Annotated in this window: 11 protein-coding genes, 1 tRNA gene and 4 pseudogenes; 9 read left to right on the forward strand and 7 right to left on the reverse strand. The window is 41.9% G+C overall.

The genetic code is table 11. From position 1 onward, the window contains the following. Window positions 1-335: 335 nt before the first annotated feature. A pseudogene (gene gyrB, locus VL20_RS14265) lies at window positions 336-3,001 on the forward strand (DNA topoisomerase (ATP-hydrolyzing) subunit B). Window positions 3,002-3,079: 78 nt separating this feature from the next. On the opposite strand, the gene VL20_RS14270 reads toward gyrB, so the two are convergent. Next, complete coding sequence (locus VL20_RS14270; protein WP_052276876.1) at window positions 3,080-3,277, reverse strand: hypothetical protein; 198 nt, start codon at window positions 3,275-3,277, stop codon at window positions 3,080-3,082. 63 nt (window positions 3,278-3,340) lie between these two features. Continuing rightward, on the reverse strand, window positions 3,341-4,555 hold the full coding sequence (locus VL20_RS14275; protein WP_052276877.1) for an aminotransferase class V-fold PLP-dependent enzyme: 1,215 nt from the start codon (window positions 4,553-4,555) through the stop codon (window positions 3,341-3,343). A 279-nt stretch (window positions 4,556-4,834) separates the two neighbouring features. Between VL20_RS14275 and VL20_RS14280 the strand changes: the two genes are divergently transcribed. After that, a complete protein-coding gene (locus VL20_RS14280; RefSeq protein ID WP_052278472.1) occupies window positions 4,835-6,268 on the forward strand; it encodes a TM0106 family RecB-like putative nuclease in 1,434 nt (477 codons plus the stop codon). 102 nt (window positions 6,269-6,370) lie between these two features. Continuing rightward, the gene (locus VL20_RS14285) at window positions 6,371-6,613 is read left to right on the forward strand and encodes a hypothetical protein (protein ID WP_002738501.1); all 243 of its coding nucleotides are present in this window, start codon (window positions 6,371-6,373) and stop codon (window positions 6,611-6,613) included. Window positions 6,614-6,623: 10 nt separating this feature from the next. Here VL20_RS14285 and VL20_RS14290 read toward each other — a convergent pair whose 3' ends face one another. Then, the gene (locus VL20_RS14290) at window positions 6,624-7,004 is read right to left on the reverse strand and encodes a hypothetical protein (RefSeq protein ID WP_002760482.1); all 381 of its coding nucleotides are present in this window, start codon (window positions 7,002-7,004) and stop codon (window positions 6,624-6,626) included. A 357-nt stretch (window positions 7,005-7,361) separates the two neighbouring features. Here VL20_RS14290 and mtnB point away from each other — a divergent pair, with 357 nt between their 5' ends. Continuing rightward, window positions 7,362-7,997, forward strand: coding sequence for a methylthioribulose 1-phosphate dehydratase (mtnB, locus tag VL20_RS14295; protein ID WP_052276878.1), 636 nt, complete (start codon window positions 7,362-7,364; stop codon window positions 7,995-7,997). Here the strand turns inward: mtnB and VL20_RS14300 are convergent. Continuing rightward, complete coding sequence (locus tag VL20_RS14300) at window positions 7,982-9,268, reverse strand: RNA-guided endonuclease InsQ/TnpB family protein (RefSeq protein ID WP_052276879.1); 1,287 nt, start codon at window positions 9,266-9,268, stop codon at window positions 7,982-7,984. The two genes, mtnB and VL20_RS14300, sit on opposite strands and share 16 nt — an antisense overlap. A gap of 336 nt (window positions 9,269-9,604) precedes the next feature. Beyond that, window positions 9,605-9,675: transfer RNA gene (locus VL20_RS14305), tRNA-Cys, on the reverse strand. 134 nt (window positions 9,676-9,809) lie between these two features. Between VL20_RS14305 and VL20_RS14310 the strand changes: the two genes are divergently transcribed. The 5 genes and pseudogenes from VL20_RS14310 (at window position 9,810) to VL20_RS14330 (ending at window position 13,628) form a co-directional block, all read left to right on the forward strand. Further along, entirely contained in the window at window positions 9,810-10,145 is a 336-nt protein-coding gene (locus VL20_RS14310) for a hypothetical protein (RefSeq protein ID WP_052278473.1), read from the forward strand. 637 nt (window positions 10,146-10,782) lie between these two features. Continuing rightward, window positions 10,783-11,025, forward strand: a pseudogene (locus VL20_RS14315) (winged helix-turn-helix domain-containing protein); the annotation flags it as partial. 179 nt (window positions 11,026-11,204) lie between these two features. Continuing rightward, window positions 11,205-11,885 (forward strand): annotated as a pseudogene (locus tag VL20_RS14320) (restriction endonuclease); the annotation flags it as partial. Window positions 11,886-11,960: 75 nt separating this feature from the next. Next, window positions 11,961-12,542 (forward strand): phycobiliprotein lyase, encoded by a 582-nt coding sequence (locus tag VL20_RS14325; RefSeq protein WP_002803416.1) that lies wholly within the window; start codon window positions 11,961-11,963, stop codon window positions 12,540-12,542. A 333-nt stretch (window positions 12,543-12,875) separates the two neighbouring features. Next, entirely contained in the window at window positions 12,876-13,628 is a 753-nt protein-coding gene (locus VL20_RS14330) for a phycobilisome rod-core linker polypeptide (RefSeq protein WP_016515545.1), read from the forward strand. 89 nt (window positions 13,629-13,717) lie between these two features. On the opposite strand, the pseudogene VL20_RS14335 reads toward VL20_RS14330, so the two are convergent. Beyond that, window positions 13,718-14,080 (reverse strand): annotated as a pseudogene (locus VL20_RS14335) (aminomethyltransferase beta-barrel domain-containing protein); the annotation flags it as partial. Window positions 14,081-14,311: 231 nt separating this feature from the next. After that, complete coding sequence (locus VL20_RS14340) at window positions 14,312-16,669, reverse strand: CHAT domain-containing protein (protein ID WP_052276881.1); 2,358 nt, start codon at window positions 16,667-16,669, stop codon at window positions 14,312-14,314. Window positions 16,670-16,771 lie beyond the last annotated feature (102 nt).

The raw sequence follows: 16,771 nt of genomic DNA on the forward strand, positions 1-16,771 counted from the left end.
ATTGATCAGTTATCAGTTATCAGTTATCAGTTATCAGTTATCAGTTATCAGGTGCGAGTTTTCAGGTGTGAGTTTTCAGTGAATAGTATTAAGGGACAAGCTCGCAGCTGCCTTTTTACTGTTTACTGCTCACTGTTTACTGCTCACTGTTTACTGTTTACTGCTCACTGTTTACTGTTTACTGCTCACTGTTTACTGACCAACACCCCAACCCCAATAAAAAATTCTCCCTAAAGGCATTTAAGCAGTCTTTAACCCTTATGTGCTACAATTTTTGAAGATTTTGCCATTCATTTAGGTTCAATCAGGGATCACAGCCTTTTCAGGGAAATTTTATGACAAGTAACTACGGCGCGGAACAGATACAAGTTCTCGAAGGGTTAGAACCAGTCAGGAAGCGGCCGGGGATGTATATCGGTACGACTGGGCCGCGGGGACTACATCATTTAGTCTATGAAGTGGTGGACAACTCGATCGATGAGGCCCTAGCGGGTTACTGTACTCATATCGAAGTGGATATCAAGGCCGATGGTTCCGTCAGCGTCACCGACGATGGCCGGGGTATTCCCACCGATGTCCACCCGACCACGGGTAAATCTGCTCTCGAAACCGTTCTCACTATACTTCATGCCGGCGGTAAATTTGGCAGTGGTGGTTATAAAGTGTCGGGAGGGTTACACGGAGTCGGGATTTCCGTCGTTAATGCTCTTTCTGCATGGGTCGATGTCACCGTCTGGCGCGATCATAAGGTACATATCCAACGCTACGAAAGGGGTATCCCCGTCACAGAATTGGTCAGCAGTCCCAGTCAAGAGGAAAAAACGGGAACTAGGGTTAATTTCCTGCCAGATACCGAAATTTTTAGCCAAGGTATCGAATTTGATTACAGTACCCTCTCCGGACGTTTACGAGAACTAGCCTACTTAAATGCCGGTGTTAAAATCACCTTTAGCGATTACCGTCCCGAAGAACCCCACATCGAAACCTATTGTTATGAGGGGGGTATTAAAGAATACGTCGCCTATATGTGTCGGGAAAAAGAAACCCTGCACAAAGATATTATCTATGTATCGGGGGAAAAGAACGGAATTAATATCGAAGTGGCGTTTCAGTGGTGTATAGATGCCTATAGCGACAATATTCTCGGTTTTGCTAATAATATCCGCACCATTGACGGGGGAACTCACTTAGAAGGATTAAAGGCAGTTCTGACTCGTACTTTAAATAATGTCGCTCGTAAACGCAATAAAATTAAAGAAAACGAGCCTAATCTAGCGGGGGAAAACGTCCGCGAGGGTTTAACCGCCGTTATTTCCGTAAAAGTCCCCGAACCGGAATTTGAGGGACAAACCAAGACCAAATTGGGTAACACTGAAGTCCGGGGTATTGTTGATTCCCTGGTGGGGGAAACTCTCAACGAATACCTAGAACAAAATCCCCAAGTGGCCGACACGATTATTGAAAAAGCAGTACAAGCGTACAAGGCGGCGGAAGCAGCCCGACGGGCCCGGGACTTAGTACGACGGAAATCGGTCTTGGAATCCTCCCCTTTACCGGGTAAATTGGCTGATTGTAGCGAAAGAGACCCAGAAAAGTCAGAAATTTACATCGTTGAAGGGGACAGCGCCGGCGGCTGTTTTCATGGTGATACAGAAATCGCCCTTGTCGATGGACGCAACCTCAGTTTTAAACAGCTAGTGACCGAACAAGCGCAAGGAAAGGAACATTTTTGTTATACCATTCGTGACAATGGCACGATCGGGGTTGAACGAGTTATTAATGCCCGCATCACCAAAAAAGACGCAGAAGTAATTAAAATTACTCTCGATCATGGTGAAGCGATTATTTGTACTCCTGACCATCTTTTCCTGTTAAGAGATGGTAGCTATAAACCTGCTGCGGCTTTAACTCCAGAAGATGCTTTAATGCCTTTGTATCGGAAATTGTCCGATCTTCGTGACCCCGGAATCACCATTAACGGTTATGAAATGGTCTGGAATCCCGCTTCCGATTCTTGGTTGTTCACTCATGCGATCGCTGATGGGTATAATCGTTGGCAGGGAATTAACACAATCAAGAAAACTTACTATCAAAAAACCCTAGCGACCTTAAAACAAATTGAGATCGATCGAGGTTATATTGATTTGGAAGCTTATCAAAAATATCGGCTTCAGACGCGGGATAAATCAATATTGCGATTCGATTCTTTCTGCGATCGCTACTTTGATGGTGATAAAAATAAAGCCTTAGAAGCGGTGGCTAATTACAATCATCGAGTTGTGGCGATCAAGCGATTAGAAACAAGATTCGATGTCTATGATATCGAGGTTCCTCATACCCATAACTTTGCCCTTGCTTCCGGCGTTTTCGTCCATAACAGTGCCAAACAGGGGCGCGATCGTCGTTTTCAAGCGATTCTACCTCTGCGGGGAAAAATCCTCAATATCGAAAAACCGATGATGCCAAAATCTACAAAAATACGGAAATTCAATCCTTAATTACGGCCCTCGGTTTAGGGATTAAAGGAGAAGATTTCGACCCCTCACAATTGCGCTATCATCGCATTGTTTTAATGACTGATGCTGATGTGGATGGCGCACACATCCGAACTTTGTTGTTAACTTTCTTCTATCGTTATCAGAAGAATTTAATTGACCAAGGTTATGTATATATCGCCTGTCCTCCTCTCTATAAATTGGAACGCGGTAAAAATCATTCCTACTGCTATAGCGATCGAGAATTACAGCAAAAGATAGCGGAATTTCCCTCCAATGCTAACTACACAATCCAACGTTTTAAAGGGTTAGGAGAAATGATGCCCCAACAACTTTGGGATACTACTATGAATCCCGAAACTCGCACTTTAAAACGGGTAGAAATCGAAGACGCAGCCAAAGCTGAGGAATTATTTACGATTCTTATGGGCGATCGAGTTGCCCCCCGGCGAGAATTTATCGAAACCCACGGACCGCGTTTAAATCTTACAGATTTGGACATTTAAACGGTAACTTTGGGCTGTGTTAGTCTAGGCTAATACAGCCCCCGATAAAATCCCTAAATCCAGTTACTAATCGGAGGGTTAGGGATTCAAGGAAACTGGGGTGCATTCCACGACTTCATCGAAAAAATCAGCCGGCAGCGGTGGATTATCGGGGTCTTCTAGGGCATTTTTGGCAATTTCCGCATCGTTCATCCCTTTAACTTTCTCCCAGTCCGTTTTGGCTTTCAACTTCGCCCACTGTTCGCGGGTGACTCTGGTAATATGTTCTTCGTTCACGGTTGTTAGCCCTCCTAGCACTAATTATTCGACGAACCGAGCCACGCCATGTATAGTGTGATTTTAAACTAACTTTTGGATAGCTGCTACTAACTGCTCGATTTCCGAGGGCAAAGTGAAATAATGAACACAGGCACGCACACAGAGGGGGTCGAGGAGAGTTCGCAGTAAAAACCCTTGTTTTTCTAGCTGTTGCACTAACTTTTGTGGGGTGATAGCCGAGTCAATTTGAAAGGAAACTAAACCGGATTCCGGTGGAGAATTTTTTAAACATTTCACCCCTTTAATATTCTTTAATTCTTCCCAGAGATAAGCCGCTAATTGACAGATTTTTTCGTATCTTTGTCCCCCATCACCCCAGGTGTTATGTACCGCAATAGTTGCCCTTAAACCCTCAAATTGAGGATAGGCAGAAGTGGCCACTTCAAAGCGTCTGGCATCCGGTTTCCAACCGATAGGCTGTCCTCGGTTATCTGTTTCAACACCGCGCCAACCGATAAAAGTGGGCTGTAAACTAGGGAAAATTTCGGGACGAATATACAACCCCCCCACACCGGCCGGTCCACACCACCATTTATGACCCGTAAAAGCATAACAATCGGCGGCAGTAGTGCTTAAATCTAAGGGCAAACAACCCACGGATTGGGCAGCATCCACCACCACTAAAACGGGTTTTTCGGTGACGGAATTATCATGACAAAGTTGCGAGATTTCCTTGAGGGGTAAAACCTGTCCGGTATTCCAGAGAACATGACTAACCACCAAAACCCTAGTTTTTGGACGTAGATGAGCGGAAATCACTTCTATCGGGTTGCCACCGTTTAAAGTTTCCCGAATAGGACAAGTGGAGATTTCCAGATGATAACGACGGGCAATTTCCCGAACTGTGGCCATAATTCCGGGGTGTTCACAATCGGTTAGTAAAATATGTTCCCCCGCTTGCCAATCAACTCCCCAGAGGGCGATATTACAGCCCACAGTGACATCCTCGGTGATAGAGAGATTGCTGGGGCTAATTCCCAACTCCTGAGCCATTTCTTGCCTGAGAAGTTCCGTTTTTTTGGTAATCCAATCGTTTACCTGTCCTGAAAAAGGCCCCTTTTGTTGGAGAAAATTATGGGCATCGATAATTGCTTCTAATCCGGCCTTGGGCAAGGTTCCCTGACCACCGAAATTAAAATAAACTTTATTGCTAAGTCCCCGAAATTCCTGTCTTTGTTCGGCTAAATCCGCTTTACTAACGGGGCAATCGAGGCTATTTTCGTCTAAATTCTGCATAAGCGAGGAGATGGGGGGTCAGTTATCAGTTATCAGTTATCGGTTATCAGTCAGAAGGTGTTGGGTTTTGGGGTTTTAGGGTTTTAGTTGAATTCCCCATTTCCCCATTTCCTGACGACGGACGACCGAAGGCTGAATTCTATCGACGGATTAAGTCGCAATTGTCACAATAGTATTAGAGTAGAGGAAACATACTTGGGAATGTTTTCTTTTTTTAAGTTTATTATTTTTTACTTTACCTCACAGGTCCAGGAAAGCTTAACTTTTCTCCTTGATAGAATGCTACTGACCGATGATTTACTTCTAGACTACCAACGTTGTCAACGCCGTGGGTTTTTAAATCTCTACGGCAATAGCCAAGAAAAAGACCCTGAGCGAGATTTTTTGCTTAAATTGCGCCAGGAGAGTCAAATTCACGTTAAAAAAGTCCTGCAAGACTCCTATCCCGATTATTGTTCCCTGACTACCCCCAGCACTGATATTTTGGCCGCCGCTAGGGAAACGGAAGCTTTGATGCGTCAGGGGGTACCCTGTATTTATCACGGAGTCCTTTTGCAATCTACCTATCCCGTCTCTTTAACCGGTTCCCCGCATTTATTAATTAAACAGGCAGGAGAGTCGAAATTTGGCGATTGGGTTTATTATCCCCTCAATATTCAACTCGGGCGCCGTCCTAAGCCTGAATATAAGCTGCTGGCTACTTTTTACGCCTATTTATTGGCTAGTATGCAGGGAGTTTTTCCCAGTTATGCGGAAATTGTCCTACGTCGTCATAATCGCTATCGGGTGGAATTGAATCTCTGGTTAACTAAACTAGAGGAAATAATCAAAAAGTTCGGCGCCATGGTGATTAATCGCCAAGAACCAGAAGTTTTTATCTCGCGTCAGCGTTGCAGTTTATGTCATTGGTATAGTCACTGTTATGGTATCGCCCAAGCGAGTCAACATCTTTCTTTAGTCCCGGGGGTGACTCCTAGTCGTTACCAATTTTTACAGTCTTTGGGGGTTTCCACCATGGAATCCCTGGCGCTTACCTGTCCTACCCGTATGGGGGAGGGGATGGGGTTAGAGGTGGCTAATCAGTTACAATTACAGGCCCAAGCAATTATTGAAAATCGGCCCTTTCGCAAAAGTAACGGCAAAACTGCTTATTTGTCTCCCCTACCGAGGGCCGAGATTGAATTTTATTTTGATATCGAAGCGGAACCAGAACAGAATTTAGATTATCTTTTGGGGATTTTACGGGTTGATTATCGAGTTAATACCCAGCAATTTTATCCCTTTTTGGCAGAAAAGCCGGAAGATGAAGGCAGGATATGGCAGGAATTTTTAACCTTAGTCATGCAGGATTATCAAGCACCAATTTTTCACTTTTCTGAGTACGAAGTGGAAACAATTAAGCGATTGGGTTATCTTTATAAAACTCCTTCTTCTTTGATTAATCAGTTAGTTTCTCGCTGTTTTGATCTGCACTATCATGTAGTTAACTCGGTAACTTTTCCCGTGGAAAGTTATTCTTTAAAATCCCTCGCTAACTGGATTGGCTTTCAATGGCGCGACCGGGGAGTAAGCGGGGATCAATGCGTTTGGTGGTATGACCAGTGGTTAAAAACAGGAGATCGGACTTTATTGGCGGCTATTTTGCGTTACAATGAGGATGATTGTCGCGCCACCTTTAGGCTAAAAGATTGGCTTGTAAACTTTTTAATTTGATTCTAAAGATTTATGACAAATAGGGGGTAATGTAGCCGCTGCTACCCGTAGCCGTCAAGGGAAAATGATAGGCTATGGATGTGAAGACAGTCCCCTCACCCAATGGTGATCCCCATGTTCTCCCCACTTTTTCCGCTTCTACTCCTACTGCTTTCCTTCCTTAGTCTTCTCTGGTATCAAAAGACCGATAATGATATTTTTAAAGCTCTTGCCGTTAGTAGTTTGATTTTTGCAATTATTTGGGGCTTAGTTCTCGTTCACTGGTCAATTCACCTGCTGGGACTGCTGTTATTGTTAAAATTCAGAACCCCCGCTTTCAGCTTGGTGCGCGTGCCTAGATGGTGATGGTTTGACCCTAATCTTCCAACTGTCCGGTAGGTACTTCGATCGCCTGTACATCGATCGTACCGGGAGGGGTGAGAATAATAAACTTACCCCCTGCCACTTTTAATGGTTCACCACAGTTAGGACATTGGCATTCCGTGCGATTAAAACCCGTAAATTCGTAGCTGCAGACGGGACAGCTATCTTCAACTAAATTGCGTCGTAACCACCAGCGAAAAATACCCCAAGCAATCACAGGGGAAATGATTAGGAATGCCACGAGAATTAAAAAACCATTGACTAACCAACCCAGTCCGATCGAGCCTAACAACAATCCGACTAAAATCAAAGATAAGAAACAACCCAAACCAGAATCATTGACAGAATAGCTGCGGAAAAAGTTGTTATTCACGGCTCAACCCTCGATTCATCAAAGCTGCAATTATCTTTAACCTAACACATTCCCAACACATTAAGTAGCTGGTTATAATTAAATTAAAAATGGATTTTAGGTTCGATCCCCCCTGCCCCCCTTGATAAGGGGGGTGCCGATAGGCGGGGGGATCTGATAATTTTTAACGCCTACCTACTTACCACGGTTAAATCTTCTTTTTGACTCACTGGTTCCTCACCCTATTCTGCCTTGGCTTTAGTTTTGAGCGAGATTATCCAGATTGACATCCTCACCAAATCTGCTGGCGAGTGGGTCGTCTGCTCGCTTCAACTTGTTATAATAGGTCGATACCTATCCACCATATCTCTAAAAACCATGAGCGATCCTCGTCTGTCTCTAGTGGCAGCTGCCCGAAGATTTTATCAACTGGGTTGGATGCTTGGCACGGCGGGTAATTTATCCGCTAAAGTTGATGATCATAGTTTTTGGATTACTGCCAGTGGCAAAAGTAAAGGTAAACTCACAGAACAGGATTTTGTGCGCGTGGATCTGACGGGAAAAGTCAGAGAATTAGCTCATCGAGATAATCGTCCTTCGGCCGAAACTAGCATTCATCAGGTGATTTATTGTCTCTTTCCCCAAGCACAAGCTTGTTATCATGTCCACTCAGTGGAAGCGAATTTAGTTTCCCGTTTTGCTCGTGAGGATAAGTTATCGTTACCTCCCTTAGAAATGTTGAAAGGTTTAGGTATTTGGGTAGAAAATCCTCAAGTATTTATGCCGGTTTTTGCTAACTATCTCGATGTGCCGAAAATTGCCGCAGAAATAGAAAGTAGATTCTCAACTTTCCCCCCGGAAATTCCCGCTTTACTGATTTCTTACCATGGTGTGACGGTGTGGGGTGAGTCTCTAGAAACTACCGAGAATTATTTAGAGATAGTTGAGTATATTTTTCGTTATCTAGTGGCAGCCTATCAATTGACATACTCCCACCGTCAAGCTACGCTGTGACGGGGGATTCTTTCCACATCGCTGTTAGAAATTCCTTGTTCAACGAGACAGCTTAGATTCTCAATGTCTCCACTGAAAACCCAGAGACCGGACTCTCCCAAGGCGTTTGGGTCGGTTTCTGTTTGCCCAACAGTACCGTTGAGATGATTTCCCAAATATTGCAACCCTTTTTTAAGAATATTTATTGCTGCATTATGATCCCTATCCAAGACTGTTTTACAATTGGGGCATTGATGAGTTCTAGTGCTTAAGGTTTTTTGAACTCTCGTCCCACAAACTGAACAATCTTGAGTCGTGAAATGGGGAGTAACAGCAATACAAACAATCCGATAAATCTTGGCAAAATAATTCAACCATTCAGTGAATTGATACCAAGAAGCATCAGAAATCGACTTGGCAAGCTGACGATTTTTTACTAAGTTTCTTACCTTTAAAGCTTCATAAACTACCAGATCATTAGACTGGACTAACGCCAAAGCGTCTTTAATTGCTTTGTCTTTACGTTGTCTTGATACTTTCAGGTGAAGCCTAGCTACTTTTATCCGTTGCTTGTGATAGTTTTTAGACTGTTTTTTCCCTTGAAGAAATCGTTTTGATAATCTCCTTTGTGCTTTTTTCAGTCGTTTTTCTGACTTTCGTAAATAACGTGGATTCTCTACAGTATTGCCTTGGGCATCAGTATAAAACTCTTTTAACCCTAAGTCAATTCCTGTTATTTGTCCCGTTGGTTTATGGTATTCTTTCCGTTCTATGTCAATCAAAAACTGGCAATAATAACCATCAGCACGTCTAACAACTCTTACCCGTTTAATCTGTTGCTCTGAATAATAAACTAATGTCTTTTGACTACACCATAAATCAAATTCTCCTGCTTTAAACCCGTCAGTAAATCTGATTTTACGTCGCTCATTAGATAGTTTGTAGCCCGTTAGTTTATACTCAACGGAACGGCTATGCTTTTTGAACCGAGGAAAACCCTTTTTCCCAAGTATCTTAGCATGACAATTCTGATAAAACCTATTAATTGATTGCCAGGCTCTATCAGCAGCCGATTGACGAGCTTGAGAGTTTAATTTATTAACCCATGGTGTCTCTTTATTGTTAGCTAGTACCGCGCAAAGTTTTTGGAGGTCATTACGGGTTGTCCCCTTATTGTCCATCCAATAACGAACACAAGAGTTACGCACAAACTGAGATGTTCTAATTGCTTCATCAAGCCGGTGATATTGCTCTGGTGTTCCGTTTTTTAACTTCGCTTCTACGACTAGCATCTAATAATCCTCGACCATTGGTTAAATTAATTATAACACTAAATCCAGTTATTAAAGACTGATTATCTATTCCTCCTTTTGCCTATTGCAAGAGTGCCTTTTGCCTATCTTCACTAGGAAATTTATTTTGCCTGACTACTGATAACACAGTTTACCGACAGATGGGGGAATTAAACCGATGCTCCGCGGTTGATATTCTGGTCGGATTTCATCCCCCGCAAAGGTGAGTATCTTGTCGAAAAATGTAGCGGGGGCATTCATCCGACATTCTAGGTAAAACCTTGGTAAACCTTAATTTAGACAAGGCAATCAAGAAAAGATTGCCGATATTTTCCAAGGCGCCACCCAGATTCGAACTGGGGGTAAAGGTTTTGCAGACCTCTGCCTTACCACTTGGCGATGGCGCCGATCAAGCAGTATTCATCGTAGCATAACAGATGACAGTTTGCCAAGACTGGAACCCAAGAGTTGAGCGATCGATCTATAATTTATGCAGCAGTTCTCTAATCTAGTGGGGGATTTCAGGCTTAAAAAAGCGATTATGATGAGAAATCAAAGATATTTACTAACTTTTATCGGTTTATTGGCTTTATCCTTGCCAGTACAGGCTAATAATGCCGTTTACCTTAGCCAAAGTTCTAATACTGCCACGACTTTCGATAGTTATCGTCAAGAATGTTTACAAAGAGCGCGGGGGGAAGGATTAGCTGCTGATGTGGCAAAAGACCTATGCGACTGCACGATTAAAAAATTCCAAGCTCGTTACAATCTACAGCAATTCCGCGCCCTCGTGCAGAAGTCGAAAACCGATAAAGCTACCGCTAGAACTTTAGCGAGTGTGGGAGAAGCTTGTTTTGATGAGATTTTGTACGAATAGCAGGGATAGGGATTTTTTAGCTAAGTAGGTAGGCGTTAAAAATTATCAGATCCCCCCGCCTATCGGCACCCCCCTTATCAAGGGGGGCAGGGGGGATCGAACCTAAAATCCATTTCTAATTTAATTATAACCAGCTACTTATGACATTGACACTCCCTGCTACCCGCTCTGGCGCTCATAGACAGTCTTAACAAGTAATTTAGATAGTAAACAGCTTATTTTGGAGTATCAAGACGATTATCAATAGCGATAATTTCTGTCTCAAATTCTTTAGGAATGCCTCCCAATCATTAATAATTTCAGGTGTATTATACTAAATCCTGTTTTAAAAGTATAGGAGGGTAGGGAGTGGGGAATTAGGTAAGTAAGGAGTGGGTTTTTAAAGTTCGATTGGCAGTTAATCGCACTATTAAAAACAGATTTGGTATTATTATCTATCTAAGTAGGTAGGCGTTAAAAATTATCAGATGCCTCCTTATTAAGGGGGATCCCCCCGCCTATCGGCACCCCCCTTATCAAGGGGGCAGGGGGGATCGAACCTAAAATCCATTTTTAATTTAATTATAACCAGCTACTTAAATTCTTGGAGATTGTTGCTGTATAATCGGAATGACTGACCCCGCTTTTCATCTGAACTATGCCTATTCCAGATTTTCAATCGATTATGTTGCCGCTATTAAAAATACTTGCAGATGGCAAAGTTTATAAATATCGAGAAATTTTTGAAGCCTTGGTCAGAGAGTTTCAAGTCACGGAAGCGGAAAGAAAAGAAATGCTTCCCAGTGGACAACAAGAAATTTTTGCTAATCGAGTCGGTTGGGCAAAAACCTATTTAAAGAAAGCGGGATTAATTGACTCAACCCAAAGGGCAACTTTTGTAAGTACCTAAGCAAAATTAATTACACATCTAAGCTCTCAGCCGTCAGCCTTTTGCTGATGTGAGTAAACAGTGAACTGAAAACTCAAATCCGATCCCTAATAGCTGTATCCCGTCTCGGAGTCTCGGAGTCTCGGAGTCTGGGAGTCTCGACTAGGAAATTAATTTTGCACGACTACTTAATTTCTGAGAAAGGAAAAGAAATCTTATCTCAAAATCTAGACCATATCGATACAAAATTTCTCAGGCAATTTCCTGAGTTTCAAGAATTTACTAGAGTCAATAAGCAAAATGAAACTATTACTTTTGAAAGCAATTTATTAGCTTCTGATCAAGAACAAACACCCTATGAATTACTAGAAAACTCCTATCAAGAAATTCGTCAAGCATTAGCGACAGAATTACTTTCTATTCTGCGAAAATTATCCCCAGATGCTTTTGAAAAATTAGTAGTAGAATTACTGGTAAAAATGGGTTATGGTGGCTCGATTAGAGATGCAGGTAAAGCAGTGGGTAAGAGCGGGGATCAAGGGATTGATGGGATAATAAAAGAAGATAGACTCGGTTTAGATATAATCTATATTCAAGCCAAAAGATGGGCTGATAATAATGCCGTTGGTCGTCCAGAAATTCAGAAATTTGTCGGGGCATTAGCGGGACAAGGAGCCAAAAAAGGTATTTTTATCACCACCTCATATTTTACCAAAGAGGCGTTAGAATATGCCCCCAGAAATGAGATAAAAATAGTGCTGATTGATGGGGAAGAATTAGGTCAATTGATGATTGATTATAATTTAGGTGTATCGACAAAAGAAATCTATGAAATCAAGAGAATTGATCATGATTATTTTGGGGATGAATGAGAGAGAGAGGAGGACAAGGGTTACAGAAAACGGCCATGGCGTTAAAATAGATGGGAAAAATAGAGGATAAAAACTATGGACGGGATGACCTTTTTTCAGAAAAGTGCGGGACAGTGGAAATCTCAGCGCACCACCCATCATTTACCCTTTCGACGCTCAGAAACCGGCGATTCCGAGATTTATGTGGAAGCTTTAAGCGCCGATAACCCGAAAATTATCGCTATCTGTGAAATGCACGAAGTGGATCCCGCTAAGACTGTGGGGGGTGCCTTTGTCAGTTGGGATGGTTCGATGCAGTGGGACAAAGAAGACGAAAATCATCAAGGAACCACCGTTTTTGCGCTAATTCCCGATGAAGATAATCCCCAAGCGGGTGTTCTCCTGCGGGAGCGAGGTTATGCGGAAATCATTCCCGTGGCGGGCCGTTATCACATTGATGAACAGGAAGGTTTAGTCTTAATTACAGAATACGAAACTATGACCTCGATCGAGCGTTTTTGGTTTGCCGATGCCGATTTACGTCTCCGCACTAGCACAGTTCAACGTTTTGGCGGTTTTAATACGGCCACTTTCTGTGCTGAATCCCGCAATCAGTCATCGGAGTCAGTCTCTAGTGATTCCCCCGAACCTTCATCCTATTCGATTAGTGGCTGGTAAATTCAGTTAAGTAGCTGGTTATAATTAAATTAAAAATGGATTTTAGGTTCGATCCCCCCTGCCCCCCTTGATAAGGGGGGTGCCGATAGGCGGGGGATCTGACAACCTTTAACGCCTACCTACTTATCAGTTATCAGTCATCAGTCATCAGTCATCAGTTTTTTCTCCCTGCTCCGGCACTCCCTGCTCCGGCGCTCCCCAACACCCCGGATGATAAGCAAGTTTTCTTAACAATTGTAAGAATTTTTAATATTTCTTTTCTAGTTGGCACTTACTCCCTTATCATTAGGAGGAAAGTTTTTTAAGCATTTCTAAGGATACGGAGGTTTACCCTTGGCCATTCCTCTTTTAAATTACGCCCCCAAGTCCCAAAACGTGCGGGTAGCTGGTTATGATGTCGGTGGAGACGAAAAACCGAAAGTTTACACGACGGAAAATGTCCTCTCCCCTACCGACCTGGACGATTTAATCGAAGCCGCTTACCGTCAGATTTTCTTCCATGCCTTCAAATGGGATCGGGAACCCTTCCTCGAATCCCAATTACGCAATGGACAATTATCGGTGCGGGATTTCATTCGTGGTTTACTGTTATCGAAAACCTTCTATAACAGCTTCTACGAGAAAAACAGCAACTATCGCTTTGTCGAACAGGTAGTACAAAGAGTCCTCGGTCGCGATGTCTATAGCGAAAGAGAAAAAATTGCTTGGTCGATTGTCGTTGCCACCAAAGGGATTCAAGGTTTTGTCGATCAACTTCTCAACAGTGACGAGTATCTGCAAAGCTTTGGTTATGATACTGTTCCCTACCAACGTCGTCGCACCCTAGCCAGCCGCGACATCGGTGAACGTCCATTCAACATCACCTCGCCTCGCTACGATGGCTACTATCGTGGTATTTTGGGCTTCCCCCAAATCGTTTGGCAGAATGCTGTCCGTCGCTATGTTCCCCAAGAGCAAAAACCCAAAGCCGGCGATCCTTCCAGCTTCTTGGCTATGGCCCGGGGTCTCGGTAGCGCCAAAGGCAATCCTGTACCAAGAGTCTCCGCTATGAATATTAACATCGAGGCTTCTGTACCCCGTCGTTAATTTTTAGCTCAACCTGCTGGGGAGAGTCCCTAATTGGCAGAATGACCCCCGAACCATAATCAGGTTATTTTGTGAATTGGTGGCTCTCCCTATGGGGTTACTCCTGAGATAATCCCCCCACCGAGAACGATTTCCCCTTCATAAATCACGGCTGCTTGGCCCGGGGTGATGCTAAATTGTGGTTCATCGAAAACCAGCTTCACTTGCTCATTTTCTAGGGGAATAACATTGACAGGAACGGCCGGAGAACGATAACGGACCTGTACTTGAGCGCGGATAGGGGTGGTGGGTTCAGCAATAGAAACCCAGTTCATCCGTCCGACAAGACAATCGGCACTAACGGCACTGGCGCGATTACCGACGATAACCCGATTCATGACGGGATCGAGTTTTACCACATAGAGAGGTTCGGCGGCGGCGATGCCGATGCCTTTGCGTTGTCCCATTAAGTGAAAGATAGGAAAAGGTAGTGTTGCGTTTCGTTGCCTCAACCCAACCGACAAGATCGGCGTACTGCTACGCAGTGCCTTCGGCATCGCACTATACAATTTGTGTTAATCTTCTTTTTGTACCAGATCTAAAGCATTGCGTTTGGAGAAACCCCAGACAGAAATAACAGCGATCGCACCAATCATATCATAACCCATTCAGGCAAAACCCATAGGACACCTTCCAGTAATCGCTTACTCTGCTTCTCCAACTAATATAAATCCAGCCCAGTTAACAGGTTCAGGGTGTTGTTTCATAATAGTTAACATTGCTTGTTGTAAAGCTTGGGCTTTATTGGGTTTAGTTTTAAGATTGTTGTAAAATTCGATCATTAAATCAGAAGTTGCTGCATCGGGAACAGACCATAAAGAAACAACTACACTTTTGACTCCTGCTGCCATAAAAGGTCTTGCTATACCTACAACTCCATCACTGGTAATATCTCCTAATCCTGTATCACAAGCACTTAAAACAACTAAATTAGCGCGTAAATTCATTCCATAGATTTCTCCACTCAAAAAGCCAGTTTGTCCCTCAGCAGGAGCTAAAGCAATTGATTGAGAATTTCCATGAGTTGCTAAGTGAATAATATCAGCATTAGGCATTTGTCCGGTGACATTTTGTATATTCGCTTGTTCACCAATTAGGGGTTGAGTTCCTAAAAAATTAGAGATAACTTGTGCTTCTTTTTCTGTTCCGGGTAAAGCAGGAAGTTGTTGACCATTTTCCATTTTAGGCATGGTAGGATTCCCAACAATTAGAGCATTTGAGGTAAGATTTAGGGTATTGTTACTAGATTCTTGATCAATTAGTTGTAGGGTTTGAATAGAGGGAAAAATCTGGATTGGATGCTTTTCTATTATATATTTTCCATCAGCAGTTTTTAAAGCAGCAAAAGGAACTCTAAAGAGTTCTCTATCAGGGATAAAAATAACGGATTCTTCTGGATTTTTAGGTAAAAATTTGGCAATAGGAGCAATAAGAATCTGAGATAATCTGTCTAAGCATTGGGTTTGATCTTCACAGATTGTTGCTGTCACAGCATTAGATAGGGTATCTCGATTATTACTTCTGACAGTTGCAAAAGTTTGTTGAGTGAGTTGGACTAAACTTTTATTGTCAATATTCAAGGAAGGGGTTTGATTTTGTTGAAAGAATAAGAAAGAAGATGTTAAACCACTAGCTACAATTCCTACAATCATTAAGGGTTTACGATGACGTAATAAGAAATAGCTCAAGGAAATGCCTATAAGTAAAATTCCCAAAGGAATCAACAATTTAGAATTAATATAAGAATTAGAATTGAGACTAATTCCTCTTGCGAATGAATGTCCTTGAGTTTGTTGAGGGTTAATTGATGGTTGAGAAAGATCAACTTGAGAAAAATGAATTTCACCACTAGGTTGAATTACCCAGATATAAATTTTAGGACTCTCAAGCCAAGAATATTTAACTATCGTCGCATTTTTCTTTCTGGCAAGTTGCTGAATTTCTGAAATAGTTATAGATGTATCATTTGATTTAGAGATTAAATAGGAAAGAATGCGAGTTCTTCCCATTTCTGCCAACTCTAGAGCTTCATTGTATTTACCTTGTTTAACTTTTAATTCTTGTAATCCATAAGGGTATGAAAAAACTTCATTAACTAAATTTCCCTCTGTCATACCTCCCTCAATGTACGGTGGTTTTAAAAAGCTAACTGTTTGTTCCCAAGAGATTTCATCATTTTTCATTGCTTCTGTAAATGATTTTTCTGCTTCCTGCAAATTTCCCTGCCAAAGTAAAGCAAATGCTATCCCTTCATGTATTGAAGATACTATCCCATGAAATTCACTCGTTTGACAGGTTTCACACATAAATGCTTGTTGGTTTGATAATACATTATCTAATGCCTGTTGGTAATATTTAATTGACTCTTGATAATTCCCTCGCTTCAAATAAATTATTCCTAGATTCATTGATAATAAATATGAAAATTTAAAATTTGTTTCTTTTGGTAATCCCAATAGATGACCAACTTGAGAAAATTCAAGACCTTTGTTTAAATAATTAATTGCATTGTCATATTCTCCAGCACCTATGTAGGCTTCAGCAAGTTGAGTAAAAGGATCATTTATTCCTAACTCTCCTAGAACTTGTCCTTGTTCTATATTAGATTGTTGAGATTCTAATTCCTTCTTACAAGCATTAATTGCTCTTTTCCAATCTTCAGCAATTTGATAAACTGTGCATATTTTATCCCATTCAATTTTTCCGTCATTTTTTTCTAAAAATTCCTGAATTTTTGGCATATCTTCAATAATAGCTTTTTTATCCGCTTCCGAAAGAGTATTACCATACTGCACTAAATTTTGAGGAAGAAAAACTAAATAATAGGCTTTTTCTAAAGTTAGAGGCTTACCATTGATAGGACGATCTGGATTATTTACATAAAAATCTGCTGCTAAAACTGAGGAAATACCTAAACGATTGAAATTGCCATAATGAAAAGGATTAAAGAGACTTGACGTTAGAGCAATAATTACGGTAGTCGCTAATTGAGATAGTTTCATGATTACCTCCAGAGAATTACTTCAATTGTATATATAGAGCATGATAATTTAGATAATGATTCAGACAAAATTTTATCTGATCATATTAATATGATCAGATAA

The sequence above is a fragment of the Microcystis panniformis FACHB-1757 genome, from assembly GCF_001264245.1.
Classification (GTDB): domain Bacteria; phylum Cyanobacteriota; class Cyanobacteriia; order Cyanobacteriales; family Microcystaceae; genus Microcystis; species Microcystis panniformis.